We start from the raw sequence: 26897 nt of genomic DNA, 5'->3' as shown, positions 1-26897 counted from the left end.
ACTCCGGCAAATCCTCTTTGCGGAGACCTTTTTCCTGGATCGCTTCGCCTCTGACCTCCTCCTCGCTCACGAGCACCTCATCCGAACCGGGGAGAATTCCTGCCCTGATTCTACCTTTCTCCACCAAGGCGCGCAAGCGGTCTTCCTCCAGCCCGTACTTGCGGGCGGCTTCGGAGAGGGGGATTAGGGTGGGAAGCGCAACCATGCCTGGTCTTCCTGCTGAAATATACGCCACGCACCCAGGGAATCCATCAAGCGCTTTTCGAGAGACAGGGATGGCATCCCTGAGGAAGGCTCCTCGCCCAGGACTCGAACCTGGAACCTAGCGGTTAACAGCCGCCCGCTCTGCCGATTGAGCTAGCGAGGATCGTTTTGCAAAACCAATTATAATTCAACCCGGCGATCTGTCAAGAAAAACGAAAACGGGCAAGGCAGTCCTTGCCCGTTTCTACTTCCTAAAGCCAGTAACTACTTCGCTGCGTGCTTGAGAGCAGCATGCGCTGCTGCCAGGCGTGCCACTGGTACACGGAACGGCGAGCACGAGACGTAGTTATTCCCTACCAGATGGCAGAACTCAATAGAGGCAGGGTCACCACCATGCTCACCGCAGATCCCCACCTCAAGATCTGGCCGGGTTTTGCGCCCTTCTTCAATCGCCATTTTCATCAGCCGTCCTACACCCTCACGGTCTAAGGTTTGGAAGGGATTCTTGGGAAGCACACCCAATTCAACATACTTGACCAAGAAGGAACGCTCGGCATCATCCCGGCTGTAACCGAAGGTCATCTGGGTAAGATCGTTGGTTCCAAAGGAAAAGAACTCGGCGATCTGGGCGATTTCGCCCGCGGTCACGGCAGCCCGTGGGACCTCGATCATGGTACCGAATTTATAGGGGAACTCAACCCCCTTCTCCTTCATCACCTGCTTGGCGATCTCCTCCAGGCGCGGCTGGATCCACTTCAATTCGTTGATGTGTCCAGTCAGCGGAATCATGACCTCGGGCTTAGCTTTAACTCCACGCAGCGTTACATTGGCAGCGGCCTCAAAAATCGCCCGTACCTGCATTTCAACGATTTCGGGCATCACAATGCTCAAACGCACGCCACGCAATCCCATCATTGGATTCGATTCATGCATCGCCTCAACCGCTGCTAGCATCTTCTCCAAATCGGCAATTTCTTTACCCTCTCCCTTGCCCAAAACATAGTCGGCCAGATTTTGCAAACGCTTGGTAATAATCTGCTCCTGTAACTCCTTCTCCGAGGGCAGGAACTCATGCAACGGCGGGTCAATCAGACGGATAATGACTGGATAACCGTCCATGGCCTCAAACAGACCCTCAAAGTCTGACCGCTGGAAGGGTAGCAACTCATCCAGGGCCTGTTTGCGCTCTTCGCTCGTCTTGGCCAGGATCATGCGCTGCACAATCGGTAAGCGCTCGGGTTCAAAGAACATGTGCTCAGTGCGGCACAAACCAATGCCTTTGGCACCATAAGCGCGCGCACGACGTGCATCCTTTGGATAATCAGCATTTGCCCAAACCTGCAACCCAGTGGTCGGGAACCCCTCTGGCCCCTTGCGGAGACCAGGACGGGCACAAATTTCATCAGCCCATTCCAGCAGAGTCATGAGGTCGCGCTGTTCTTCTAGCGAGGGTGCTGTCATAGGCAGTTTGCCCAGGAACACTTCGCCTGTACCACCATCCAGTGAGAGCCACTCGCCTTCACGCACAACGATGCCGTTGGCATTCATGACCCGTTTGTCCAGATCTATTTGGATGGAGGAAGCCCCCACCACACAGGGCACACCAAACTGGCGCGCTACGACCGCTGCATGCGAGGTCGCCCCGCCTTCGCTGGTCAAAATGCCCTTGGCTGCTAGCATGCCATGGACATCATCGGGCTTGGTGAAAGGACGCACCATGATGACGTCCTGCTTGAACTCTTTCGCCATCCGCTCCGCTGTATCGGCATCAAAGTACACTTGCCCTACCGCTGCACCCGGCGAAGCGTTAACTCCCGTTGCAAAAAGCCGTCCTTCCTTTTTAGCCTCTTGGATCACCTTGGGGTCAAACTGTGGATGCAAGAGGGTATCCACCTGTTCTGGCGAAACACGCAAAACCGCCTCTTCCTTGGTGATTAACCCCTCATTCACCATATCCACTGCGATCTTAACTGCCGCCCGGGCAGTGCGCTTGCCATTGCGAGTTTGCAACATCCACAAGCGCCCTCGTTCAATGGTGAATTCCACATCCTGCATATCACGGTAATGCCGTTCCAATTTCTCGCAGATCTCAAGGAACTGTTTGTAAGCCTCAGGGAGCTGATTGGCCAGATTCTCGATCTTTTCGGTGTTGCGGATACCCGCCACCACATCCTCGCCCTGGGCATTGAGCAGATACTCTCCGTAGAGTTTCTTCTCACCCGTAGAGGGATCGCGGGTAAAGGCCACACCAGTGCCCGAATCCCAACCCATGTTGCCAAAAACCATGGTCACAATGTTGACAGCTGTGCCCAGATCATCTGGGATACCGGTTGCACGACGGTAATCCACCGCCCGTTTTCCATTCCAGGATTTGAATACCGCCTCGGTTGCCAAGCGCAGTTGCTCATATGGATCCGAGGGAAAGTCAAAGCCCTTGTGCTTACGAACCACTTTCTTAAAGGCTTCGGTTAATTCTTTGAGATCCTCGGCGGTAAGATCTGTATCCGCTTTAGCCCCGCGCTCACGTTTGAATTCGTCCAGCACCTCTTCAAAGGCCTCATCCGGAATCCCCAACACCACTGAGCCAAACATTTGCACCAAACGGCGGTAGGCGTCATAAACAAAGCGCGGATTATTGGTCAACCGGATCATTGCCTGCGCCGTCTCATCATTCAGGCCAATATTGAGAACGGTATCCATCATTCCGGGCATCGAGAATTTTGCTCCCGAACGGCAAGACACCAGGAGCGGATTCTCGGGGCTGCCAAATTTCTTGCCCGCCAATTTCTCAACCTGAGCCATGGCCTCCATCATCTGTTCCCACAAGCCTTCGGGGAACTTGCCACCAGCCTTGAGGTAAGCATTACAGGCCTCAGTGGTAACCGTAAACCCGGGCGGAACCGGTACTCCTAAACGGGTCATCTCGGCCAAGTTAGCCCCCTTACCGCCCAGCAACCCTCGAACATCATCCCAGTTTCCACCCACATACTTTTCTACTTCATCAAGCTCGTGGAAGAGATATACCCACTTCTTCATAATCCAATCATCCTCCTTATGTTAACAAAATGCCAGTTTTTATACCCACACTTTAAGGTGGGGGCTGATCAAGCCTATCAAGTTTTCAATTTTACCACAAAGCCATGTGATTTTTCGCACGAATCTCCACTTTGTTTACACAACACAACACCAGGCAAGTCCCCAATTGCATTTGGCCCTCTAACCAACTGTAAACCATTTGCAAGGTCTTTTTTACGCCAAAATGAAGATAATAGAGGTTGTAACCCGGACTGGAGGCAACCATGCACTTACTAGTCATTGACGATGATCCCGCAACCGCAGATCTTCTCAACGCCATTCTCCAAAGTATGAATGTAACTGCCAACATTGAACAGGCAGTTTCTGGTAGTGAGGGAATCCAAAAGGTTCGGGAAAAGCAGCCTGATGTGGTTATCCTTGATCTGATTATGCCTGAGATAGATGGATGGAAAGTCTGTCAAGAGATCCGCCAGTTCAGCAATGTCCCAATCCTGATCCTTTCAGCGCTCGACCAACCCGGGCATGTGGCCGCTGCTCTGGATGCCGGTGCAGATGACTACTTGATCAAGCCCGTCTCAGCAAGTATCCTGGTTGCTCATCTTCACACTCTCTTGCGCCGGAGCCCAAAATCACAGCCCCTTACAGTGTCTCCTCCCCCATTCCGTTCCTGATGCCGGCTTTGCAAGCCGGCATTTCTGGCTTTTTGCCCATTCTCCCTCTCCTGGTTAACAAAACACTCGCAGTATAATCTAGCCAATATCCGGCCACCTTTCTCAAGATTTACGTAAATGGAGTTATCTTATGAGAAAAGCAGATATTGGCGTAGTTGGTCTAGGTGTAATGGGCCATAACTTGGCTCTCAACTTTGAACGGAACGGCTACTGGGTTGCACTATACAACCGCACTGCCGAAAAAACGCGTAAGGTGCTGGCCGATGCCGGCCCAGAGCGACGACTCATTGGTACCTTCTCGCTTGAGGAGTTATGCGCCAATTTGGAACGCCCCCGGCGAATTCTCTTAATGGTTCAGGCAGGTCAAGCGGTTGATGATATGATCACAAGCCTGCGTCCTTTCTTACAATCAGGAGATGTACTCATTGATGGGGGCAACTCCTACTTCCAGGATACCGAGCGTCGTCATGAGGCCCTTAAAGATACCGGGATCCTATATGTAGGAATGGGAATCTCGGGTGGTGAGGAGGGCGCCTTGTGGGGCCCCAGCCTGATGCCCGGCGGCTCTGTTGAGGCCTGGAAAATTCTGGCGCCAATGCTCCAGAAAATTGCCGCTAAGGCCGAGGATGGAGAACCTTGTGTGGATTACATTGGCCCGCGAGGCGCTGGGCATTATGTCAAGATGGTGCACAACGGCATTGAATATGCCGATATGCAGTTAATTGCCGAAACCTATGATTTGCTTAGACACGCCTTGGGGCTTTCTGCCCCCCAATTGGCCGAAATCTTTGCGGAATGGAACCAGGGAGAACTGCAATCTTACTTGATCCAGATTACTGCCGAGGTATTGCGTAAAATAGACGAGGAAACGGCTCAGCCCCTTGTAGATGTAATTCTGGATGAAGCCCAACAGAAAGGGACTGGAAAGTGGACTAGCCAAAACGCATTGGATATTGGCGCGGCAGTACCTACCATCAGTGCAGCCGTGGATATGCGCATCCTTTCGGCGCTGAAACAAGAACGCCTCCAGGCCAGCCGAGTCCTTAGCGGTCCGATCCGAACTTTTCAGGGAGACTCTACCCATCTGATCCACCTGGCACGTCAAGCGCTCTATGCCAGCAAAATCATCGCCTATGCTCAAGGCATGGGGCTGCTACGTCAGGCCTCCCAAGAGTATGAGTATGGTCTGAAACTAGATCGCTTGGCAGCAATTTGGCGGGCCGGCTGCATCATTCGCGCTCGGTTACTCAGCAATATCACATTGGCATATGAGCATGAACCAGACCTGGTAAATCTATTGCTGGCTCCGGCCTTCCGCGAAGCCCTTGCTTCACGCCATCACGCCTTACGTGAGGTGATTAAGATTGGCATAGAACTTGGTGTTCCCATGATGGGGATGAGCACCGCCCTGGCTTACTACGACGCTTATCGGAGCGCCCGTTTACCAGCTAACCTCATCCAGGCCCAACGTGATTACTTCGGAGCTCACACTTACCGTCGGCTTGACCGGGAGGGCATATTTCACACTCAGTGGACATGAACAATCCTTTCTCTGCCTATCCGCCTCCAACCGCGCTGATTCTGGTAGCCATTATGCCTTGCCAGCGCGACCTTGAAATCGCCCGTGTCCTGGGCTGGTACCGCATTCCACTAAAATCTGCCCCCAAGGTCATAGCCGTAGACTACCTTGCCTTCTATCAAACCGCTGCCTTTAGTCATGCTGAACGATGGCGCATCAACTACATTGCCCCGGTTTATGGACACGAACTAGTCCTTCGCCGCGAGTTACTCCGTGATGAGCCCAACCATCCCCGAGCGAACGAGGAGTACTATAAAATCCAGATTGGGCCGCTCCAACGTTTGCCTCAGGCCATTCTCGCGGATACATGGCGACGGCTAACCTTCCTATACACCACTGGCGAACTCTTGTGCCGTGCTACCCGCCTTCAGGATCTTGCCCTCAATGGCGAAGAACGCGCGCTCGTTTGGCAATCATTACGTGAACGTGCCTCTCTTTCCATACCTTATGCGACTAATCCGCTGCCCTTAAGACTGAGCGAATTAGATCCCGCTACGCTCGCATTCCTGGGTTTTCTAGATGTGCCCTAGGCCGCAAGCATAGTGCCCCTTAGGGCTCTGGTAAAATAAGCAAAACACACTAATTCTTACCCCCCTATGACAATCACCCAGAGGAGGCAATATGCAAATATTGATCAAATCGGGTACGCTGGTCACGGCTTCGGAAACCATTCAAGCCGACTTGTTGATTGAGGGCGAGAAAATTGCCCTTATCGGCCATGACTTATCCGTATCTGAGAACACCCAGATCTTCGATGCTCATGGTAAGTTGGTGCTACCGGGCGGCATTGATGTCCACACCCATTTTGACCTACCCATGTTTGGCACGGTTTCCTCAGATGACCACTACACTGGCCACAAAGCCGCAGCCTTTGGCGGTACCACTACAGTGATTGACTTTGTCCCGCAAGACCTGCCCTCGCTGCGTGCCAACGTGGAGGTTTGGCACAGCAAAGCCGACCCCAAAGCCGCCATTGATTTCAGTTTCCATATGAACATCTCTCATTTCGACGCTCAGGTGGCCGCTGAAATTCCTCACTTGATCGATGAAGGGATTACCACGCTAAAGGTATTTACGGCTTACAACAACCGCCTGCGTCTACAGGATGGAGAAATTTTCCAGGTCATGCGTATCGCAGGCAAACACGGCATGCTGACCATGCTACACGCAGAGAACGGGGATGTGATTGATGTGCTGGTTGCGGAGGCTCTGGCTGCTGGTCATACCACTCCCGAATGGCACGCGTTGACCCGCCCGGCCTGGGGTGCAGTTGAGGCATTTCTGCGCGGAGCAGCTCTTGCTGCCCAAGCCGAAGCACCCCTATACGTTGTTCACATGAATGCAGCCGGCGAAGTTGACCAGTTGGCCTACGTGCGGAGCAAAGGACTACCGGTCATGGGAGAAACCTGCCCTCAGTATCTATTCTTCACAATTGAAGATCTGAGACGCCCCGATGGTGCCAAATGGATTTGCTCCCCTCCCATGCGCACGGCTACAGATAACCAGCGCCTTTGGGAAGGACTTGTGGATGGCACCATTCAGGTTTTGGCAACGGATCACTGCCCCTTCTTTTATGATGGTACTAAGCCTATCCTCTACGAAGGTCAACCTGTCCAGATTCCGGGCAAGGAATTGGGCAAAGATGATTTCACCAAGATCCCCAATGGGTTGCCCGCGGTTGGCGATCGCTTGCCTGTGTTTTGGACAGCCGCGGTCTCTTCAGGCAAGATAACCCCCAACCAATTTGTGGCCATTACCAGCACAAACCCGGCTAAAATCTTTGGTCTCTATCCGCGGAAAGGCAGCCTGATGCCTGGCGCTGATGCAGACATTGTTATCTGGGATCCTGACAAACGTGTGAAATATGGTGTTGCCTATGCTCACCACCGAACCGACTACAATTTATTTGAGGGTTGGGAACTCACGGGCTTCCCCGAAAAGGTGTTCTTGCGCGGTAACTTGATTGTGGATGGGCGCGAATGGCGAGGTCGGCCAGGCATGGGGCGTTACTTGTACCGTAAACCTTTTGCGGAAGTTCTATAACGCTCATGAGCCTGGCATTCCTTGTGGGTCTCCCCCTTCTCGGTGCAACGGGGATTGGACTGGTTCACCGATCACGTCATGGCATGGGCCTGGCATGGTTGTTAAGTCTTTTCACTACGCTAATCGTCTGGGGGCTAAGCCTAGTAAATACCTGGAATGGTGCACTGTCCGAGGTAAAAATTCCCTGGCTCCCACAAGTTGCGCCTGCGCCTTCCCTGCTTGTATTCTCACTCGACTCTAATCGCTGGCCTTACGTATTCATAACCCTGAATCTGGGCCTAGCCGTATTTTTGACCGCACCTTCCCGCCTTGCCCTACAAAGCAACCCGACAAATTGGGCGGTTAATTTATTCAGCATGGGATGGTTGATTTTGGCGCTCTCTGCCGACGACGTAATTGCCATTGCCTTGACCTGGACAGCCCTAGACGGCGCGGCTTTCATCACCTCTCATCTCTTACTAGGGACCGGTACGCGGCCCAATACGGTTCAACTGCTTAGTCGTCTGGCCAGCACCTTTCTTGTCCTCTGGGTAGCTTTGAGCCAGACCCCTCCCCACGCCCAACTCACCCCACAATCCTGGACACAATCCACGGCGTTGCTCTTTCTCCTTGCGCTAGGGTTACGCATGGGATTAATCCCGTTGGGTTCCGTCTCCTCACCCCCCATTCGTGAACGACGTGGCGTTTGGACGTCATTAAACTTTCAAGGGCCTATTCTTGGCATGGCTCTCCTGACCCAGATAGCCGACCAAGGGCTAGCCATTTCCATAAACTCTACGGGACTTTCCGTTTCTCTTTCATTATGGGGGTTGTTATGTGCCCTCCTGTGGATTCGCAGTTCCGATGCCCAACAGGGGCTTCCTTTTTGGATAGCAGCACAAGCTAGCCTAGTTCTCATCTGTGCGCTTGCCCCAGAGGCCTCCCTGCCTTCTTGGGCAATCATGACGGTGTTTATGGGGGCTATGCCATTACTTGCGCTTTACGATTTCCCCTTGCGTCAATGGATTGGTTATTTCTCTTTACTAACCTTTTCAACGCTCCCTTTCACCCCGCTGGCAAGAGGATGGCAGGGACTCTCTAACCTTACTGGCACCTGGATATGGTCACTTAATCTGGCCATCTTGATCACCGGATGGTTTAACCACGCACGAAGCCTTGATCAACCTTTAGTAACCTCGGAACGCTGGATTTCTGTCGTCTACCAGTTGGGTCTCTCTATTCTGCCCATTGGCGCCTGGGTGCTGTGGGCGCTGAACCCACGTGTCGTCACCCAGGGATGGCAAATGGCAAGTCTCACCGCCCTTCTAGCACTGATTGGCATTATCTGGTGGGTCTACCGGCCGGCATGGCTGCCCGCTTCACCGATATGGCTAACCACTCTGCTCGATCAAGCCCACCATCGCCTTGTACAAGTGCTTGCATTCGATTGGTTATTCGACTTGCTCGCTTTTGTTCAAAGGCAATCAAAACCTATTGTGCAATTTCTAGAAGCCACCCTGGAGAGTGAGAGCGGAATCCTGTGGGCATTGATATTACTGGCTATGATACTCTCCATGCTCCAAATGAGTGGAGGGGCCCCATGAACTTAGCCTGGATTCACTTGATCCTGTTCTCTCTGACCGCCCTTTTTGCCCTACTAGAAACTGATCCGCGCCTTCGTCTGGTCGCCATAGCAGTTCAATACGTTGTTCTTTTTTGGGTAGTCAGCACCTTGCTAAGTCTGGGTTTGGCTCTGGTAAAACTCATCGTAGGATGGACAGCCGTTGCTCTTCTAGGTGCTTCTCTTTGGAACGTACCCAAAGTCAGCTTTCCTGCCTTTTCCTGGTCGCAACAAGTTTTTCGCCTCCTCAGTGGCGGAATGCTTATAGGTCTCTCTTTTTCCTTCTCGTCGGCTCCAATACCCTGGTTGCCCATAGAGACACTCTATCTACGATCAGGTATCATCTTGGCAGGGTGTGGTCTGCTCTTAAACGGGTTCTCACGTTCCCCTTCGATAAGTATCCTTGGGTTGCTTGAAATCTTATCCGGTTTTGAACTAATATATGCCTTTCTGGTAGATTCAGTCCTAATGACCGGCATGTTAGCGCTGGTAACGCTGGGCCTTGCGGGCGTTGGAGCTTACCTGATCCTCTTTCATCCCCTGCCGGAGAATCAAATATGAGCACCGCATGGCTTTGGATCATCCTGCCGCTGATCAGTGCAATTGGATTATGGTTTCTGCGCCAACACCAGCGTCTGACAACTGGAATGTCAATAGGGCTGTGCATCCTTCTCGCTTTAGCCGCTGCAATTTTGCCTGTAGGCGGCACACTACGTCTGGGGGGATGGACGCTTGAATTGTCACCGGTACTGACGGTTCTGGGGCGGCAACTACGTCTGGCGGGTACCGACCGCCCTCTCTTAGTGCTTTTCTACGGCTCCAGTGCCCTGTGGTTCTTGGGCGCAACACGGCACAACGTCTCTTCTTTTTTCATCCCCCATGGACTCGCTTCACTGGTTTTGATGATCGCAGCACTGGCGGTGGAGCCTTTTATCTATTCCGCGCCCCTTATTGAACTTGCCATCATAATTAGCATCCCTGCCCTACTTCCCCCTAACCAAGCCTCACCCCGAGCCACTCTACGCTTCTTAACGCTTCAATCCCTGGCCCTTCCGCTTCTTCTCATCGGGGGATGGGTATTAGGACAAGTGGAAGGGGTACCTCAGAAAATCGAGACCGTTCTGCCCGCTATTCTAATGGTGGGATTAGGCTTTGCCCTGTGGCTAGCTGTTTTTCCCTTCCATACTTGGGCAATCATGCTCCCTCAGGATAACCCACTCTTTCCTACCGGCTTTTTTCTCAGCCTGGTCTCCACCTCATCGTTCCTGATTGTGATAGATTTTTTCAACAGTTTTCCCTGGATCCGAACTGTTGCTCCCGTTAGCGCTGGCTTGCAACTGGTTGGCTGGCTCATGGTTCTGTTAGCGGGTCTATGGACTTTCTTTGTCACTGACCTTAGGCGAGTATGGGGATTGGGCCTCATTTTTGACTCGGGCTTTGGCCTTATTGCTCTTTCGCTAGGAACGTTCCAGGGGGTCACCTTGTTCCTAGAGACCCTCCCAGCACGCATTCTGGGGTTATTCTTAATCGCCCACTGCCTCGCTAATCTTCAGCACTCACACAACAAGATATTACCGCTCCCCCCTGAACGGCTTGCACCAGCGAGTTGGACCTCGTTGGGGTTCTTGATGGGCTATTCTTCTCTAGGCGGATTGCCCCTACTGGCCAGCTTTCCAGCGCGTCAGGGCATTCTTTTTGCTCTGGCCCAGCAGTCATCATCGGCTATGATCGGTGCCCTTCTGGGCAATCTCCTCTTTCTGATTAATGGCATCCGTCTGTTTAGTTATGCCCTGCGACCATCGGAAGAAACTGTTGTTTCCCCCAGCGAAAATCCCCAGACATTTGACGGGTTGACCTTGATCGCCATAATTGGATTGCTGGGCCTAGGTCTGCTCCCTGGCTTTTTTCTCCAACCGGCTTGGCAAGTCGCACGGAGTTTTCTCAATCTAGCTCGCTAGATTCCTAAAAATTAGCCTCAAAATCTGACTATAATTGGCTAGCCTTACTTATTAATCTTGATCACACTGCGCGCTGAAAGGACCATCCAATGGATCTTGAGCAACTCATTAAGCGCCTGGACTGGCTTGAAGAGGAACGCCGCAAGGATAAAGTACTAATTGCTACCCTTCAGGAACGTGTAGCAGATTTAGAAGAAGGGCAGCCCCGCTTACTCCAACAACTCACTACGCTGGAAGGAGAACTAGCACGACTGGGCGCCAGCCTGACTCGATTTGATCAAATAGAAACGGCCATTGCCCAGGTGCGTGTTGAGCTGACGCGTATGATTCAGGATCTGGAAAAACAGCGGGCCGAACGCGACCGTGAAGTAGAGCGTATGCGTCTAGCTGACCTCGAAACTCTTAACAAAGCCATTGCAGAGGTTCGTAGAGGGTTGGATGCGATCCCCGAACTTCGTAAAAACCTTCAGGCGCGCATCGAAGAAGAGAATCGCTTGAGCCGGTTAGTGGATGCTCTGGAGCAACAAGTTGGGCAGTACCAGCGTGCCGAGGAAGAGTTCCGGCGCCAGCAGAAGTTGTTGGAAGAAAACCAACGTCAAGATACCAAACGGATAATTGATCTTCAGGGCGAAGTAGCGGCTATGCGCAAGCGCCTGGATGAGCAACGGGGCAAGATGGATGTGATAGGAGACGCCCAGCGAAAATTAGAAGCACGCATCGCCGAGTTGCTTGCCGCCGAGAACGAAAGGAAACAAAGTCAAATTGCCTTTATGGACAAACAGAACATGCTGGCCCTTGAACGTGAACGCACTTGGAAGGAGTGGCAATCTCGTTTCGAAGAAATTGAGGCCATAGCCACTAACCTAGATGCCCAGATTCAATCTCTGGAAGCCACTCACCGCTCATTAAAGCGCGCTCAAGAGGCTTTTGAAGAGATCACCGCTCGTTTTGAACGGCGCATTAATGAGATCACCGAAATGCAACGCTTGGTTGAAGACCGCTTTCGCCAGGAGTGGGCAAGTTTCAAAGCCGATGACCAAAAACGATGGGCCAACTATCTGTTGGTGCAGGAGGAACAAAACCGTGATTTGAGCCGCCAAATCAACCAACTAAGTGAGCGCCTCATTACCATTGAAGACCTCTCCCAGGACATGCAAGACTCCATCGCAATGCTCACAGAAGAGACCCATAAACGATTACAAAAATTGCTGGCTTTCTCCCGCGAATTGCTGGAGACGTACGAACAATTGCAAGGGAAACTTCCTTAGGCTAACGACCACCATGCACGTTATTGGTACCGCTGGTCATGTAGATCACGGCAAGTCCACTTTGGTAGCGGCTCTGACGGGCACCCATCCTGACCGCCTCAAAGAAGAGCGGGAACGGGAAATGACCATTGATTTGGGCTTTGCTTGGCTTACTCTGCCCAACGGCGAGCAGGTTGGTATTATTGACGTACCCGGCCATCGTGATTTCATAGAGAACATGCTTGCTGGCGTAGGCGGCATTGATGCAGCTCTGCTGGTTGTTGCTGCCGATGAGGGGGTGATGCCGCAAACCCGTGAACATCTGACCATCCTGGACTTGCTTGGCATCAAACGTGGCGTCATCGTTTTGACTAAGATAGATCTTGTAGACACCCCCGAGTGGCTTGATCTCGTTGAGGGTGACGTTCGCGACGCTGTCAGGGGCACAGTCCTTCAGGATGCACCGGTGGTGCGCGTTTCAGCCCGCACTCGTGCCGGTTTGGACGCACTGGTTGAAACACTTAGCCATATCCTCGAAGACACCCCTCCTCGACCCAACCTAGGAAAACCGCGCTTGCCAATAGATCGGGTCTTTTCCATCGTGGGATTTGGCACAATCGTTACAGGAACATTGCTAGACGGAAGCCTAAACGTGGGAGACGAAGTTGAAATTCTCCCTGCCGGGCTGAGGGGACGCATTCGCGGGTTGCAAACCCACAAACAGAAGACCCAGCGGGCACTTCCAGGTAGCCGCACTGCTGTTAACATTACTGGTGTTGAAGTGGGACAGATTCGACGTGGTGATGTACTTACTTTTCCTGGCTCGTTTGACTCAACCCAACGCCTAGATGCCCAGTGCCGTCTAATCCCGGATTCTCACACCCCACTCCAGCACAACACCGAAGTTAAGTTATTTCTGGGAACTAGCGAGGTGTTAGCGCGCGTTCGCGTGCTGGGCACCGAAATCCTTCAACCCGGAGAAGAGGGTTGGGTCCAACTGGAACTGCGCTCTCCAATTGTTGCTGTACGCGGGGATCGCTTTATCCTGCGCCGACCTTCACCAGGCGAAACTATCGGGGGAGGCATTGTGCTTGACCCCCACCCCCAACACCGTCATCGTCGTTTTGATCCCCGAGTCTTGGAACGTCTTGTAGCACTAAGCCGGGGAACCCCGGATGAGCTACTACTACACGCACTTCAAACTGCTGGCCCAATGCCCTTATCTGAGGCCATAAAGCGTACTGGCCTTAATGCCGAGACAGTCCAATCTATCCTTCAAGCGCCTGAAGCGAAAACGCGTTTGGTCGTACTTGAGCCAACCACCCCCGCCAGTGACGAGACATTCCTGCTCACTCTGGAGCAATGGGAAACATTGGAAGCTAAAGCCTTGAATGAAGTGCAATACTATCACCGCCAGTACCCTTTACGACCGGGCCTTCCCCGCGAGGCACTGCGTAGCCGCTTGCAGCTTTCTCCCGCGCTTTTCCAGGCCCTTCTTGCTCGATGGTTAACCACTGGGCTTTTGCGTGAATTTCGGCAAATGATTGCCCATCCCCAACATCAAGTGCAACTAGCCCCCCAACAATATGCCCGGGTAGAAGCACTCTTAAAACGTTTCGCTGAGCATCCCTATTCGCCCCCGGCCGTTCGTGAATGCATCGAAATGGTAGGCGATGAGATATATAATCTATTGATCGAAAACGGCACCCTCGTTGCTGTTTCTGATCAAGTGGTCTTCCGTAAGGCGGATTATCAGACCATGCTGCGATTTGTAGTAACCCATCTAAAATCTTATTCCACCCTTAGTGTGGCACAATTTCGTGATCATTTTCAAACCTCTCGACGCTTTGCCCTGGCATTTTTGGAACATTTGGATACGCTTGGCATCACCCAGCGCAATGAGGACGTGCGCATTCTCACTCCACACGGCGAGAAACTGGCAGTTCAAACGTTGACAGATTAAGATCCACTCAGGTATAATATTACCCTGCCGACGCCCCGGCATGATCGCTGGGGCTTGCGCATGTCATAATATCCCCAACTTCCCCGAACACAAGCGTTTTGGAAAGCGCGTGTGGTTTGGCGAAGTGAAGATTGGAGATGAGGAATGGTGAGATACGCGGTTATTGAAAGTGGCGGTAAGCAGTACAAAGTTGCAGAGGGAACAACCCTTGAGGTTGATCGCCTCTCTGGCGAAGTTGGCGACCAGGTTGTGCTTGATCAGGTCCTGCTGGTAGCCGAAGACAATCGGGTGCGGGTTGGCACCCCCACCGTACCTGGTGCCCGAGTTGAAGCAACTATTCAGGAGCACTTCAAGGGCCCCAAGATCATTGTCTTCAAGTATCGCCCCAAGAAGCGCTACCGCGTCAAGACGGGGCATCGCCAGCAGTATACACGCCTTTTAGTGAATTCTATTGTGGTGGAGTAGTCCTATGGCACACAAGAAAGGTGGCGGTTCCAGCCGAAACGGTCGTGATAGCAATTCCCAGCGCTTGGGCGTAAAGCGCTTTGCCGGACAGTATGTGTTAGCAGGAAATATCCTCGTTCGGCAACGTGGTACCCGAATTAAACCTGGCTTAAATGTTGACATCGGCAAAGATGATACGCTCTTCGCAACTGCCGACGGCGTGGTGGTATTTGAAACATTACCGGGAGGGCGCAAGCGCGTCAGCGTGGTCCCGGTCGTAGCCGAAACCTGAAGCCAATCTTGGCCTCAAGCTAACGGCTCCCTAATTTGCGAGACAGGAAGGCTAACATGAAAAAAGACATCCATCCGACGTTCTACCCCGACGCCCGAGTCATCTGCGCCTGTGGCAACACTTGGGTGACGGGTTCAACGAAAAAGGAAATTCACACTGAGGTTTGCTCAAAGTGTCACCCGTTTTTCACAGGGCAGCAACAACGCATCCTGGATATAGAAGGGCAGGTAGACCGCTTTTATAAACGCCTGCAAGCCCGCCAGGAGTATGTCGAAACTCAAAAGGCCCGTGAGCAGGAGCGCACCTCGCCTAATCGGCCCATTGCGGACCTTAACCTTGGAACTCGTCCAACCGAAGCCCTCGAGAAAGCAGGGCTGACCACCGTGGGGCAAGTGCTTGAGAAACTGGCCGAGGGGGAAGCAGCGCTATTGGCGATCGAAGGATTTGGTCGCCAATCCCTGATAAATCTCAAGAAACGCCTGCGCCAGTTGGGTTATACCCTCCCCTCTGCTGCGGAAGAAATTACTGTTTAGGCTCAGATACGAGACGCCAATCAGGCAGACGTAGCATCGCGTCTGCCTGATTTTTTTACCCGCTTTGTTCTCAGAACGTTGATGGATTGGGTTAAAATCAGAATAACTTCAGCCCATACCCCTTGCCCAAGGAGCAGTACATGAAACATGAGGTTGGCTCAGTAGAAGTCATTACCGGCTCCATGTTTAGTGGAAAAACGGATGAATTAATAAGGCGGCTACGCCGTGCTACCATTGCCCGCCAAAAAGTGCAAGTCTTCAAACCCGCGATAGACCAGCGCTACGGCAATGAACAGGTCACCTCTCACGCTGGAACGGCTTTCGACGCTATCCCTATTGAAAAAGCCAGTGACATTCTCAAATATCTTGATCCTGAAACAACCGTGGTAGGAATTGATGAGGCCCAGTTTTTTGATGAGGCCATTGTCAGTTTAGTCCAAGACCTGGCCAATCGCGGCGTTCGGGTCATCGTGGCCGGATTAGACACCGACTTCCGGGGAGAACCTTTTGGATGCATGCCTATCCTGATGGCACAGGCCGAGCGAGTAGATAAACTACAAGCCATCTGTATGGTGTGCGGCGAACCCGCCTGCCGCACGCAACGCTTGGTCAATGGTAAACCCGCGCATTACAACGATCCCGTCATCATTGTAGGCGCCTCTGAGCTATACGAAGCCCGTTGTCGAAAACATCATATTGTTCCTCGTGACTAAGCCCACACCCCAAGGAGCTATGTCCAATGTGCCGCGGCTATGAGGAATTTCTGGAAGAAATTCTGATCTCGGAAGAGGCCTTGCAACAGCGAGTAGCCGAACTGGGGGCTCAAATCAGCCATGATTATAAGGGATCAGAAAAACTGATTCTGTTGTGTATTTTGCGCGGTGGGGTCATGTTTCTGACCGACCTCATTCGTCACGTGACTATCCCCCACATGGTGGACTTCATGGCGGTTTCCTCCTATGGTGCTGGTAATCGTCAATCCACTGGTCAGGTGCGCATCACCCTTGACCTTAATACCAGCATTGAAAACTGCGATGTGTTGATTGTTGAAGATATTATAGATAGCGGTCGCACTCTTGCTTCAGTGATTAACTTGCTCTCAGCCCGCAACCCCCGCAGCCTAGCCGTTTGCACATTGCTAGATAAAGCCGAACGACGCGAAGTTGAGGTGCCTCTACGGTACGTCGGTTTTACCATCCCCAACAAATTTGTGTTCGGCTACGGGCTGGACCTGGATGAACTCTACCGCAACTTGCCCTTTATTGGCGTCGTTAATGAGGAAAAATATCAGCAAAGTCGGATGCAACACGAATGTTAATTGTCTTTGAGAATTTATTCCCCATCCCCACTCTGTACCCCCTGTTACGCCGATTGAGCCATACCAATCGGCGCATCTTTCTGGTAGGTGGTGCGCTACGGGATGCTTTGTTGGGAAAGTCCAGTCATGACCTGGATTTTGCGGTCAGCCATGAGGTGCATACTGTTGCCCGCACCGTCGCCGATGCGTTGGGCGCCGCTCTCTACATCATGGACGAGGAGCATGAGACCTATCGCGTCCTTGGGCGAAACAAGAGCGGGCAACCCTATACCCTGGATTTCTCACGTCTGAGGGGATTAAGGATTGAACAAGACCTACGTGCCCGTGATTTCACCATCAACGCTATGGCTGTAGATGTAAGCCAGCCCAATGTGCTGATTGATCCCCTCAAAGGCTCTCATGACTTGCGCGAAAAACGCCTGCGAGCCTGTTCAGAGAGCGCTTTTGTAGATGACCCGTTGCGTGTAGTGCGCGGGATACGGCTGGCCAATGCCCTGAAGTTCCACTTACTGCCTGAGACTGTTACTCAACTGCGCCAAGCCGTGCCATTGCTGGATCGGGTTTCTGCCGAGCGAAAGCGAGATGAGCTCTTTCGCATGTTAGAGGGCGAGGACATTAAAACCGCCTTCCAACTGATGGATCGCTTGGGGATACTGCCTTACCTTCTCCCCGAGCTGCCTCTCCTAAAGGGAGTTCCCCAACCATCCCCCCATGTGTTCGATGTCTGGGAGCATACCCTTGCCACACTCGATTATTTGGAACGACTTTTTGCCCTTCTTGTAGCCGATTACAACGAAGATAAGACTGCTTCTCTTGTAATGGGCAGCACCACTTTATACCTGGGGCGCTTTCGAACCCAACTGATATCCCATTATAGTACACGTCTGAACCCCAACCGCAGCCTGAGAGCATTGCTGTTTTTAGCAGCGGCATATCACGATAGCGGCAAACCCGAAAGTGCGGGCGCTCATCCCAACGGTCGTCTGAGTTTTATCGGTCACGAACGTATAAGCCAGACTTACTTCGAGGAGCGCGCTCGAGCCCTTGCTCTTAGCAATGACGAGATTGAGCACGGCGTAAAAGTTGTTCGGCATCACATGCGTATTCACCACTTGGCTAACGCACGAGAAGGCCTCAGCCGCCGAGCCACCTACCGCTTCTTCCGTGATGTTGGCATGGCCGGCATAGATATCTGCTTGCTCTCGCTCGCTGATACGCTAGCCACCTATCACACAACGCTACCCCAGGAAATTTGGAAGCAAGAATTAGCCGTTTGCCAGCAACTGATGGAAGCCTGGTGGCACCAGCAGGACAGTACCATCCACCCCCCTGCCCTTTTACGAGGCAATGATCTAATGGCCGTGCTGGGACTTTCACCAAGCCCCCTGATTGGTAGGCTCCTCGAGGCAATCCGAGAAGCCCAGGCCAGCGGCGAAATCAACACGCGCGAGGAAGCGTTGCGGCTTGCCCAGGACCTGTTAGCCGCCTGGAAGGAATCTGCTCTGAACGGAGGTCAATCATGAGCCCCCAACCCGTTCTATTGGCCTACGAGATTCATGGGGAGGGCCTACCTGTAATCTTTCTCCATGGGTTCCCTTTCAACCGCCACCTTTGGGATGCACTAATCCCCCATGTGGCTCCTTACGCACGCATGGTACTGCCGGATTTACGCGGCTTCGGAGAATCGCCCACCAGCGCCGATGTGCTTGCAATGTCTCTACTGGCCGATGATGTGTGCTACCTTATGGATCACTTGAATCTACCTCAAGCCGCCTTGGTTGGTCATTCCATGGGAGGATATGTTGCGCTGGCCTTCGCACATCAGTATCCAGAACGCCTAGCCGGTCTAGCATTGGTGGCCTCGCATGCTGATCCCGACTCATCCACACGTCGTGAATCGCGGTATCACACCGTTGCCCAAATCCGCAACCGAGGAATTCTCCCCTTACTCGAGGACATGCCGCAACGACTCACATCATCGCCTGCCGTTCAAGAGAAAGTGCGCCTCTTCATTCAGTCCTGCTCACCTCAGACGGCTATTCAAGCCCTGCTCGGCATGGCCGAACGGGAGGACGCCAATCCATGGCTACGCGCACTCCATGTGCCCTTCCTAGTGGTTACCGGTTCAGCAGACTCGCTGATTGACCCCACCCGAATCCGAACCATGTTGGAGCCTCTGAGCACAGCCACCTGGGTGGAACTTCCAGGAGTAGGCCACCTCCCCATGCTTGAAGCTCCTGTTGAACTAGCCAAGGCTCTTCTCGATTGGATCCACCAGATTCACGGATAAATCTCCGTCAGTACTGGCTCGTAAAAGCATCGGCATCCCAGAGCGTTAGAACAACCTTCGATGGGCAAAAGCGGCACTCGGTCTTTTGGATAGGCGCCTTGCATTTTGCGGCAGGTCGGACACGCCTCGGCAGCCACTGCTAGACGAATCATGCTAACACGTGGGTTGGCCTGCATCTTCTTGAGAGCCACCATAGCCACTGAAAATTCTCGCAGATCCGCTCCACAAGTCGGACAGAACGCGACGGTGTCGGGGGATTGAGTTTGACAACGTGAGCATGTTTGCATAAGGCCTGCTCCCTCCCTGAAAAGTCAGCGGTCTCAATAGGCACTATTTTACTACAAGAAACCGCCCCGTCTCAGTAAGAGACGGGGCGGTTACAAGCCACCTGTAACTATTACTACTGATACTGCTTGATCAAGCCGACACGTTCATTAAACTCCGTGATAAGCGCGTCGATCTCTTCCACCTGGCTCTGTAATTCGGTCCAGTAGTTTCGATCATACCACTGAGCCAAGATTTCCTCGTAGGTCTTACCTTGCTGCTCCACCCAGGTGTAGTATTTCAGGTTATGGACACGCCGACGATCGGCATAACGCAGTTCAAGCAAGTAATCCACACTTTGCCCCTGCAGGCTTCGTGCATAAGCCTCAGCCGCATGATAGGGTGTAAACTCACCAAACTGATCACGATACTCCTGGATACGACTACCGTAAAGCTCCATAGAGTCAGTCAGCACAATGAGCATGATGTCATTCTCACCCATCTCATAGTATTTCGCCGTCTTAATTGCCGAGAGCAAGTTAGCAATCCCTGAGAAACCAAGGAGATCTAATTTCGAAACCACCTCCTCAGGCACACCTTTGCGCACTAAGTACTCCCGACCCGCGGGTTCGTTGAATAAGCGCATTACTGCCACCACATCATTATCGTCAATGGCGGCCACTAGATCCGTATTCTTAACGTTGTGAATCCACGGCACGTGTTTGTCACCAATCCCCTCAATACGATGGGCGCCGAAACCATTCTCAAAGAGGGTCGGGCACTGCAGGGCTTCACCCGCCACAATCTTACTGTTGGGGAAGATCTGCTTCAGGTAGTCGCCACAGGCAATAGTTCCCGCCGAGCCAGTCGTCAATGCCACACCGCGGAATTCATCCTTGGGGCCCATTACACGCTTGAGAACCTCTTCCATCGCGTGGCCGGTTACGTCATAGTGCCATAGGTAGTTACCAAATTCCTCGAACTGATTGAAGATCATCAGATCCTGCCCGGAGCGACGCAGTTCCCAGCACTTATCGAAGATCTCTTTCACGTTAGATTCGCTACCGGGGGTCGCAATCACTTCACTAGCAATCTTTGAAAGCCATTCAAAACGTTCTTTGCTCATGCCTTCTGGCAAGATGGCGATCGAGTCACAAGCCAGTAATGCTGAGTCATAAGCCCCACCACGGCAATAATTTCCGGTTGAGGGCCATACAGCTTTTTGAGTGGTCGGATCAAATTGTCCGGTTACCAGACGCGGCACCAAACACCCAAATGCCGCACCCACCTTATGTGCACCCGTTGGGAACCACTTGCCCACCAGGCCAATAATCCGTGCCGGTACGCCGGTCAGGCTACTAGGAAATTCCAGAATATTGACTGGCCCAAAACCACCACCGAAGGGAACCGGCTCGTTCTTCCAGGTGATGCGGAAAAGGTTGCGAGGATGAACATCCCATAACCCAATGTTGCGCAGTTCCTCTTTGATCCGTGCGGGGATCAAATCGGGATTTTTCATTTGAGCAAAAGTGGGAATAATGATATTGCGTTCCCGGACACGTTGGATCGTTCGTTCACGCCGTTCCGGAATGACCGTTAAATCAATCTTTGCCATCGTTACACACTCCTCTTCTTGATTTTGGATTATAGTTTTTCCGCTATGGTTTGATCATCAGAAGGCGCTTCGCGTACAACATAAAGTGGGCGCCCTTTGACTTCGTCATAAATGCGGCCCACATACTCACCCAGGATACCCAAGGAGATCAGTTGCACCCCGCCCAGGAACAACACCGCAATCAGGGTAGAGGCTTGACCGAAGAAGGCCTGGGGCTGGAGAGCACGCAGGGCAATTACAAAGGGAATAGCCAGGATCGCCAAACCTGCTGCGATGAAACCCATATAAGTGGCCAATTGCAATGGAAAATAGGAAAAACTGGTAATGGCATTCAGCGCCAGGCGCAGCATCTTGCGTAGCGGATATTTGGTCTCACCTGCAAAGCGAGGGGCACGCTTATATGGCACTCCAATCTGGCGAAAGCCCACCCATGCTGACATACCACGTAGGAAGCGATGATGTTCCCGCATGCGGCTTAACACATCTACCACCTTGCGATCCATAAGGCGAAAGTCGCCCGTATCTACCGGGATCTTGACATCGGTGATGCGGTAAATCAGGCGGTAGAAAGCCGCTGCGGTGGCCTTTTTGAACCAGGTCTCACCCTCGCGTTCGGTGCGGACAGCATAGACCACCTCATATCCCTCACGCCACTTATTGATGAGGTCGAGAATGACCTCAGGCGGGTCTTGCAGATCCGCATCAATGATCACCACAGCCTGACCACGGCTGTAATCCAATCCCGCTGTCACCGCAATCTGATGACCGAAGTTGCGAGCAAAAATGATGGGGCGTACCCGTCGGTCTTGCTCAGCTAAGTGCTTGATGATCTCGGTGGAGCGATCTCGTGAGCCGTCATCTACAAACACAAGCTCCCAGGGTTCGCCCGTGCTATCCATCACCGCCGTAACCCGGTGATAAAGCTCCTCCAGGCACCCTTCTTCATTGTAAACCGGCACCACAATCGAAAAGGTGGGCGTTTCCATAATCCTCACGCTGAACGACTCAAGTGGGCCTTAAGCGCGGAAAGGGTAGGTTCAATTACCGGCGCTTCCTTAACTGCCTGCATCGCTGCCCGGACATCTTTTAGCCCGCTACCCGTATTCAGCACCAGAACCGGATCCTCGGAGCCAATCAGCCCTTGCTGCAAGGCTTTCTTCAATCCAGCATAGGCGGTTGCTCCTGCCGGTTCAGCAAAGATGCCCACCCGTCCCAAATCGGCAATGGCCTTCAAAATTTCGCTATCTGGAACGGTAATGTAAGCCCCATTGGTTTGCCGCGCCGCACGCACTGCGCGTACACCATCACGTGGCAAGTCAACCGAAATACTATCCGCTATGGTCTGGGCTGCCACAGGTTCGATCACCTCAGTGCCTTTGAAGAAGGCATTGGCTACGGCGGCAGACCCTTCAGACTGGACACCAAAGATGCGTGGCATTTGCTCCAACCACCCTAATGCCACCAGGTCCTTGAAGCCTTTATGGAGCCCCGAGATGATATTTCCATCCCCCACCGAAACGAAGACGCATAACGGTCGGTAGCCGGGGCGCATATTCAAAATGACCTGTTCCCAGATTTCCAAGGCCGCTGTCTTCTTGCCCTCAGCCGTAAAGGGATTGTAGCCAGTGTTGCGACAATACCACCCAAACTCCTGGCTGGCCTGGATAGTCAGGTCAAATGCCTGATCATAGTTACCATCCACCAGAATGACCTGGGCTCCGAAGACCAGCAATTGCGCCACCTTGGCGGGGGGTGCGGTTTTTGGCGCAAAAATCACGGCCTTTTGACCAATAGCTGCCGCCATGCCCGCCAGTGCAGCCCCGGCATTACCTGTCGAGGCCGTTACCACCACCTCGGCTTGAATCTGTCGCGCACGTGCTACTACGACTGCGCTAGCACGATCCTTGAAAGAAGCCGTAGGGTTACGCCCTTCGTCCTTAACCCAGAGGGTCTTCAAATTCAACTCCTGAGCCAGACGTTGCGGAGAATACACCGGCGTCCAACCTACTGCCCGCAAAGGCGTCCCTTCACCACCTGGGTCCTGCACTGGTAGCAAGGGTAAGTAACGCCAGATGGAATAATCTTTGCGGGTTGTAATGTCATTGATCTGAAAACGGCTCTTGATCCCGGCGTAATCTAGAATCACATCCAGGTTGCCCCCATCTTTTGGACAGGTATACATCACCTGATCCACCCGATAGTCGGTGCCACACAGCGAACAGCGATAACCAACAAAATCTGCCATGAGCATCACTCCTTAGGATTGAATCATTCTTTCTCAAACGGCATTCCCAAAGCCGCGGGTGGTGAAGTGCGCATTGCGCGCAACACGCGCGCCACGGCATGGCGCGCCTTTTCGGGCAACCCCGCCAAAGTGCGATCTACCCACTCGGCATTGCCAATATTGACCAATAACAGGGTAAGAATCATCAGCGGGAATGGCGCAACCTGAAGCACTTGTGAAGGGATGTTCGGAAGGCTAGGCTGAAGCACCAGCCCCAACCATTGCAGAAGGGCAAAGAAATAGGCTCCCAACGCTGCCCGTAGGGGGTTCCAACCGCCGAAAATAGTTAAGGCCAGGGCAATCCAACCAATACCATCCAGACCAGAAATCGTTCCTTTCCAGCCCGCTTTTACACTGAGCGAATACATAGGGCCTGCCAAGCCGATCAAAGCCCCGCCAACAACGGTGTACACATAGCGTAATAGGTTAACGTTGGCCCCCCGCACATAGGCCGCCGCAGGTCGTTCGCCAATGCCTTGCAACACCAATCCCGGGCGCGTGCGAAAAATGTACACATACGCCAGAACGATCAATGCAAAACTCATATAAGTCATTAAGTCGTGCTGGAAGAGAATCGCTCCCAACACGGGAATGTCAGCCAATCCCGGAACAGGCAGGTGAGGCAAGCGCGGACCCGAACGCCCCATATAAGGATTGCCCAGGAAATAGGCCAAATCACGGCACAACAGAGCCAGTACAAAACCAACGGCGACCTGAGACTGTTTCAGGGTAATACTGGCAAAGGCTACAATTAGGGCAACCAGTGCACCAATGAGAGCCCCGACTAGCAGTCCCCACACAACACTCCCGGTAGTCACAGCCACGGCAAACCCCGCCATTGCCGTCAACAGGATCGCCCCATTGACAGAGAGGTTGATTACCCCGGCGCGTTCGATGATTGTTTCACCAATTGCCGCAAACACAATCGGCGCTGCTGAAGCCAAAATGCCCGCAATCCCAATTACTAACACTGTATCCATGCGCCCTCCTTATCGCCGTCGCAATAAGCGTTGACGGACGCCGTCCATAAGCAAAACGGCTAATACCAATGCACCTTGCAACACTCCCGAAAGCGTTGAGTCTAATTTCATCACAATTGGCAACTGGATACTGCCAATGTTGAGTGCTGCAAAGAACATGGCTACGGGTGCAGCCCAAGCCGGCTGATAATTGATCAACATCGCCACTAACATCCCAAGGAAACCATACCCCGATGAGATGGAGGGGATCAGGCGATGATAAACGCCCAAGACCTGTACCGCTCCGGCTAATCCAGCAAAGAGACCACACAGTAGAAATGCCGCCCACATATATTGGGTGGTAGGAATACCCAGCAAAAACGCAGCCCGTCGGTTCCGTCCCACAGCCTTCAGTTTCAAGCCAAAATAGGTGCCCTGCAACAAGATGTAAATTACCGCAATACCAATAATCCCTATCACCAATGACCAGGGGCTAATGCGCAATCCTGCAAAAGTGGGCAACCAAAGGGTCTCTTTAAAGGGCTCGGTGCCGCTCATTGAACCAATCCCGGGGCGCTTCCAGGGGCCGAAAATCAGCCAGATGGTCAATGCTGTGGCAACAAAATTCATGCCCAGACCACCAAAAATCTCATTAACGCCGCCATAAATTCTAAGAAATGCCACAACGCTTGCCCATAGCATTCCGCCCAGAGCCCCACTCAAAAAGCCGATTACGATGATCAGCCCGGGGGAGAGCGTGCTATCCTGAAGCACCCGCAATGCCCAAGTGGTGAAGATTGCCCCCAACGTGATCTGACCTTCCACACCGATATTCCACAACCCTGCTGTATAAGTAACCAAAAGTCCTGAGGTGGCCAGTAGAAGCGGCACCCAGGCCACCAGAACATCGCTAAACTTGTTAATTGATCCTAACGAGCCGACAACAATGTTACGATAGGCCTCAAGGGGATTGGCTTTCGCCAGCACCATTACTAAGGAGGTGAATGCCAGTGCCAACACAATGGCTAGGAGCTGAAAGACAAAATTGGTCCACCGTGATGAGGTTCTTACCATGGCTGCTCCATTTGCTCTAGAATCCCTTGCCACCGATTAACTGGCCCAATTCTTCGACACTGGTCTTGGTGGCTTCAATTGGTTGTGAGACTTTGCCACCGAAGAAAACCAGAATGCGATCGCTATAGTGCAATATTTCTTCCAAATCGGCTGAGGTGAAGATAATCGCAGTGCCCTGACGGCAGCGTTCTTTTAACTTTCCCCAGATCCAGATAGTTGACTCGATATCTAGGCCACGTGTTGGGTGTTCTAATAAAATCACGCTTAGAGGCTGTCGCAACATGGCCAGAAGTGCCCGTTGTTGATTACCTCCTGAGAGTGATTCCACCGTGCTGCTCGGCACGCCCTTGATCGAGAAGTCTGCAATGCGTTGGGTCGTCAGCACTTCCGCCTTCTGGCGATTAACCACAAACCCGTTCTGCGGTTCAGCCAACACAAAGTGTTCGGTCAGCGTTAGCCCTGGGATCAGTCCTTCTTCCAAACGCGCTGCTGGCACGTAAGTAATACCTGCCTCCAGAAATTCGCGATAAGGTCGCCCAGTCAGACGCTTTTCACCTAAATAAATCTCACCAGCCACAGGGCGGATAATCCCCGCACAAGCCTGAAGGAATTGACGCTGACCTGATCCCTCCATGCCTGCTAGGCCAATCACTTCTCCCCTGTGCACAGTTAGATTGACATTGCGAATCTGTAAGCGATAGTCTTCAATGCTTAAATTTTCCAGACGGAATAGGGATTCCTTCGAATCGAAATGCGTCTTATCCTCTGGCAGCACCACTTTGCCAAACATCAACTTAACCAGGTCTTCAGTTCGGTAGGGTGGTTCAACCTCTCCCACCAATTTACCCTGGCGCAAGACAGCCACTCGATGGCATAACTCTTCTACTTCTTCGAGCTTGTGGGACACAAAAATTACCGTCATTCCCTGCTCAGCTAATGCCCGCAGGGTAGCAAAGAGTTTCTCCTTCTGGTTAGCACTAATCCCTGTCGTGGGCTCATCCAGAATGAGCACACGCGCCCCCAGCCATAACAAGCGCATGATTTCTAACTGCTGGCGTTCACCGACCGTTAGAGAGTCCACGTAGGCATATGGGTCAATATTGAAACCGAACCGCGCCTGTAAATCTTGCATGGCCCGAATCGCCTCAGCGCGGTTAGGGAACAGTCCACCTCGATGACCAATGAGCAAATTATCTACCACGCGCATCGGTGGAAAATCCAACGGGTCCTGATGCAACATTCCCACTCCATGACGAATCGCATCCGCAGGCGATTCGATCTTAACTGGCTTACCATCCAGGCGAATCTCACCCTCATCCGCCTGATAAAACCCCGAGAGAATTTTCATCAACGTACTTTTTCCGGCCCCGTTTTCACCGAGTAACCCTTGGATCACACCACTGGGGATTCTCAGCGTGATCCCATCGTTAGCGTGCACTGGACCGAACCACTTATGGATGTTGATCAGCTCAACGTTCATGTCTCACCCGGTCGTTTGGAAATGGGGGAAGGCTTTCCTGCCT

The 26897-nt window shown here is 52.6% G+C and carries 24 protein-coding genes, 1 tRNA gene and 2 pseudogenes; 17 read left to right on the top strand and 10 right to left on the bottom strand.

Going from position 1 to position 26897, the window contains the following annotated elements; genetic code table 11:
* From Q0721_RS07610 to ppdK, 3 genes and pseudogenes are all read right to left on the bottom strand, one after another.
* Positions 1 to 205: pseudogene (locus Q0721_RS07610) on the bottom strand (hypothetical protein); the annotation flags it as partial.
* 89 nt (positions 206 to 294) lie between these two features.
* A tRNA-Asn gene (locus Q0721_RS07605) sits at positions 295 to 367 on the bottom strand.
* A gap of 101 nt (positions 368 to 468) precedes the next feature.
* On the bottom strand, positions 469 to 3240 hold the full coding sequence (gene ppdK / locus Q0721_RS07600) for a pyruvate, phosphate dikinase (protein WP_299027756.1): 2772 nt from the start codon (positions 3238 to 3240) through the stop codon (positions 469 to 471).
* Positions 3241 to 3503: 263 nt separating this feature from the next.
* Between ppdK and Q0721_RS07595 the strand changes: the two genes are divergently transcribed.
* From Q0721_RS07595 to Q0721_RS07515, 17 genes and pseudogenes are all read left to right on the top strand, one after another.
* Positions 3504 to 3911: a response regulator gene (locus tag Q0721_RS07595; protein WP_299027754.1), complete on the top strand. Its 408-nt coding sequence runs from the start codon at positions 3504 to 3506 to the stop codon at positions 3909 to 3911.
* 130 nt (positions 3912 to 4041) lie between these two features.
* The gene (gene gndA / locus Q0721_RS07590) at positions 4042 to 5451 is read left to right on the top strand and encodes an NADP-dependent phosphogluconate dehydrogenase (RefSeq protein WP_299027752.1); all 1410 of its coding nucleotides are present in this window, start codon (positions 4042 to 4044) and stop codon (positions 5449 to 5451) included.
* The gene (locus tag Q0721_RS07585) at positions 5448 to 6020 is read left to right on the top strand and encodes a hypothetical protein (protein WP_299027747.1); all 573 of its coding nucleotides are present in this window, start codon (positions 5448 to 5450) and stop codon (positions 6018 to 6020) included. The genes gndA and Q0721_RS07585 overlap by 4 nt, the downstream gene beginning before the upstream one ends.
* Positions 6021 to 6111: 91 nt before the next feature.
* On the top strand, positions 6112 to 7533 hold the full coding sequence (hydA, locus tag Q0721_RS07580) for a dihydropyrimidinase (RefSeq protein WP_299027745.1): 1422 nt from the start codon (positions 6112 to 6114) through the stop codon (positions 7531 to 7533).
* 5 nt (positions 7534 to 7538) lie between these two features.
* Entirely contained in the window at positions 7539 to 9116 is a 1578-nt protein-coding gene (locus Q0721_RS07575; RefSeq protein ID WP_299027742.1) for a hypothetical protein, read from the top strand.
* Positions 9113 to 9694, top strand: a complete 582-nt coding sequence (locus Q0721_RS07570; RefSeq protein ID WP_299027739.1) for a hypothetical protein — start codon at positions 9113 to 9115, stop codon at positions 9692 to 9694. The genes Q0721_RS07575 and Q0721_RS07570 overlap by 4 nt, the downstream gene beginning before the upstream one ends.
* A complete protein-coding gene (locus tag Q0721_RS07565) occupies positions 9691 to 11091 on the top strand; it encodes a proton-conducting transporter membrane subunit (RefSeq protein WP_299027736.1) in 1401 nt (466 codons plus the stop codon). The genes Q0721_RS07570 and Q0721_RS07565 overlap by 4 nt, the downstream gene beginning before the upstream one ends.
* Before the next feature lie 89 nt (positions 11092 to 11180).
* Positions 11181 to 12359, top strand: coding sequence for a hypothetical protein (locus Q0721_RS07560; protein ID WP_299027733.1), 1179 nt, complete (start codon positions 11181 to 11183; stop codon positions 12357 to 12359).
* A gap of 13 nt (positions 12360 to 12372) precedes the next feature.
* A complete protein-coding gene (gene selB, locus Q0721_RS07555; RefSeq protein WP_299027731.1) occupies positions 12373 to 14301 on the top strand; it encodes a selenocysteine-specific translation elongation factor in 1929 nt (642 codons plus the stop codon).
* 144 nt (positions 14302 to 14445) lie between these two features.
* Positions 14446 to 14766 carry a 50S ribosomal protein L21 gene (gene rplU, locus Q0721_RS07550; protein WP_299027728.1) on the top strand — a complete coding sequence of 107 codons (321 nt, stop codon included), beginning with the start codon at positions 14446 to 14448 and terminating at the stop codon, positions 14764 to 14766.
* 4 nt (positions 14767 to 14770) lie between these two features.
* Positions 14771 to 15037, top strand: coding sequence for a 50S ribosomal protein L27 (gene rpmA / locus Q0721_RS07545; RefSeq protein WP_299027725.1), 267 nt, complete (start codon positions 14771 to 14773; stop codon positions 15035 to 15037).
* Between the two features lie 56 nt (positions 15038 to 15093).
* Positions 15094 to 15303 (top strand): annotated as a pseudogene (rpmE, locus tag Q0721_RS07540) (50S ribosomal protein L31); the annotation flags it as partial.
* The gene (locus Q0721_RS07535; protein ID WP_299027767.1) at positions 15286 to 15570 is read left to right on the top strand and encodes a DNA-directed RNA polymerase subunit alpha C-terminal domain-containing protein; all 285 of its coding nucleotides are present in this window, start codon (positions 15286 to 15288) and stop codon (positions 15568 to 15570) included. The pseudogene rpmE and the gene Q0721_RS07535, both read left to right, overlap by 18 nt.
* A gap of 140 nt (positions 15571 to 15710) precedes the next feature.
* On the top strand, positions 15711 to 16283 hold the full coding sequence (locus tag Q0721_RS07530) for a thymidine kinase (protein WP_299027722.1): 573 nt from the start codon (positions 15711 to 15713) through the stop codon (positions 16281 to 16283).
* Between the two features lie 26 nt (positions 16284 to 16309).
* Positions 16310 to 16888: a hypoxanthine phosphoribosyltransferase gene (gene hpt / locus Q0721_RS07525; RefSeq protein ID WP_299027719.1), complete on the top strand. Its 579-nt coding sequence runs from the start codon at positions 16310 to 16312 to the stop codon at positions 16886 to 16888.
* Entirely contained in the window at positions 16882 to 18411 is a 1530-nt protein-coding gene (locus Q0721_RS07520; protein WP_299027716.1) for a hypothetical protein, read from the top strand. Before hpt ends, Q0721_RS07520 begins: the two co-directional genes overlap by 7 nt.
* Positions 18408 to 19178: an alpha/beta hydrolase gene (locus Q0721_RS07515; protein WP_299027713.1), complete on the top strand. Its 771-nt coding sequence runs from the start codon at positions 18408 to 18410 to the stop codon at positions 19176 to 19178. Before Q0721_RS07520 ends, Q0721_RS07515 begins: the two co-directional genes overlap by 4 nt.
* On the opposite strand, the gene Q0721_RS07510 is transcribed toward Q0721_RS07515, so the two are convergent.
* The 7 genes from Q0721_RS07510 to Q0721_RS07480 form a co-directional block, all read right to left on the bottom strand.
* Positions 19169 to 19465 carry a zinc ribbon domain-containing protein gene (locus Q0721_RS07510; protein ID WP_299027710.1) on the bottom strand — a complete coding sequence of 99 codons (297 nt, stop codon included), beginning with the start codon at positions 19463 to 19465 and terminating at the stop codon, positions 19169 to 19171. The two genes, Q0721_RS07515 and Q0721_RS07510, sit on opposite strands and share 10 nt — an antisense overlap.
* 113 nt (positions 19466 to 19578) lie before the next feature.
* Positions 19579 to 21057: a pyridoxal-phosphate dependent enzyme gene (locus Q0721_RS07505; RefSeq protein ID WP_299027707.1), complete on the bottom strand. Its 1479-nt coding sequence runs from the start codon at positions 21055 to 21057 to the stop codon at positions 19579 to 19581.
* Positions 21058 to 21086: 29 nt separating this feature from the next.
* Positions 21087 to 22043: a glycosyltransferase family 2 protein gene (locus Q0721_RS07500; RefSeq protein ID WP_299027704.1), complete on the bottom strand. Its 957-nt coding sequence runs from the start codon at positions 22041 to 22043 to the stop codon at positions 21087 to 21089.
* Between the two features lie 5 nt (positions 22044 to 22048).
* On the bottom strand, positions 22049 to 23302 hold the full coding sequence (gene thrC / locus Q0721_RS07495; RefSeq protein ID WP_299027701.1) for a threonine synthase: 1254 nt from the start codon (positions 23300 to 23302) through the stop codon (positions 22049 to 22051).
* Between the two features lie 23 nt (positions 23303 to 23325).
* Positions 23326 to 24321: an ABC transporter permease gene (locus Q0721_RS07490; protein ID WP_299027698.1), complete on the bottom strand. Its 996-nt coding sequence runs from the start codon at positions 24319 to 24321 to the stop codon at positions 23326 to 23328.
* Positions 24322 to 24330: 9 nt separating this feature from the next.
* Positions 24331 to 25374 (bottom strand): ABC transporter permease, encoded by a 1044-nt coding sequence (locus Q0721_RS07485; protein WP_299027691.1) that lies wholly within the window; start codon positions 25372 to 25374, stop codon positions 24331 to 24333.
* A 16-nt stretch (positions 25375 to 25390) separates the two neighbouring features.
* Positions 25391 to 26854: an ATP-binding cassette domain-containing protein gene (locus Q0721_RS07480; RefSeq protein ID WP_299027687.1), complete on the bottom strand. Its 1464-nt coding sequence runs from the start codon at positions 26852 to 26854 to the stop codon at positions 25391 to 25393.
* Positions 26855 to 26897: the final 43 nt, after the last annotated feature.

It is taken from the genome of uncultured Thermanaerothrix sp. (assembly GCF_938028735.1).
GTDB lineage: Bacteria > Chloroflexota > Anaerolineae > Anaerolineales > Anaerolineaceae > Thermanaerothrix.
Note: the sequence above shows the minus strand (reverse complement) of the source record. Positions and strands in the feature narration are given on the sequence as shown.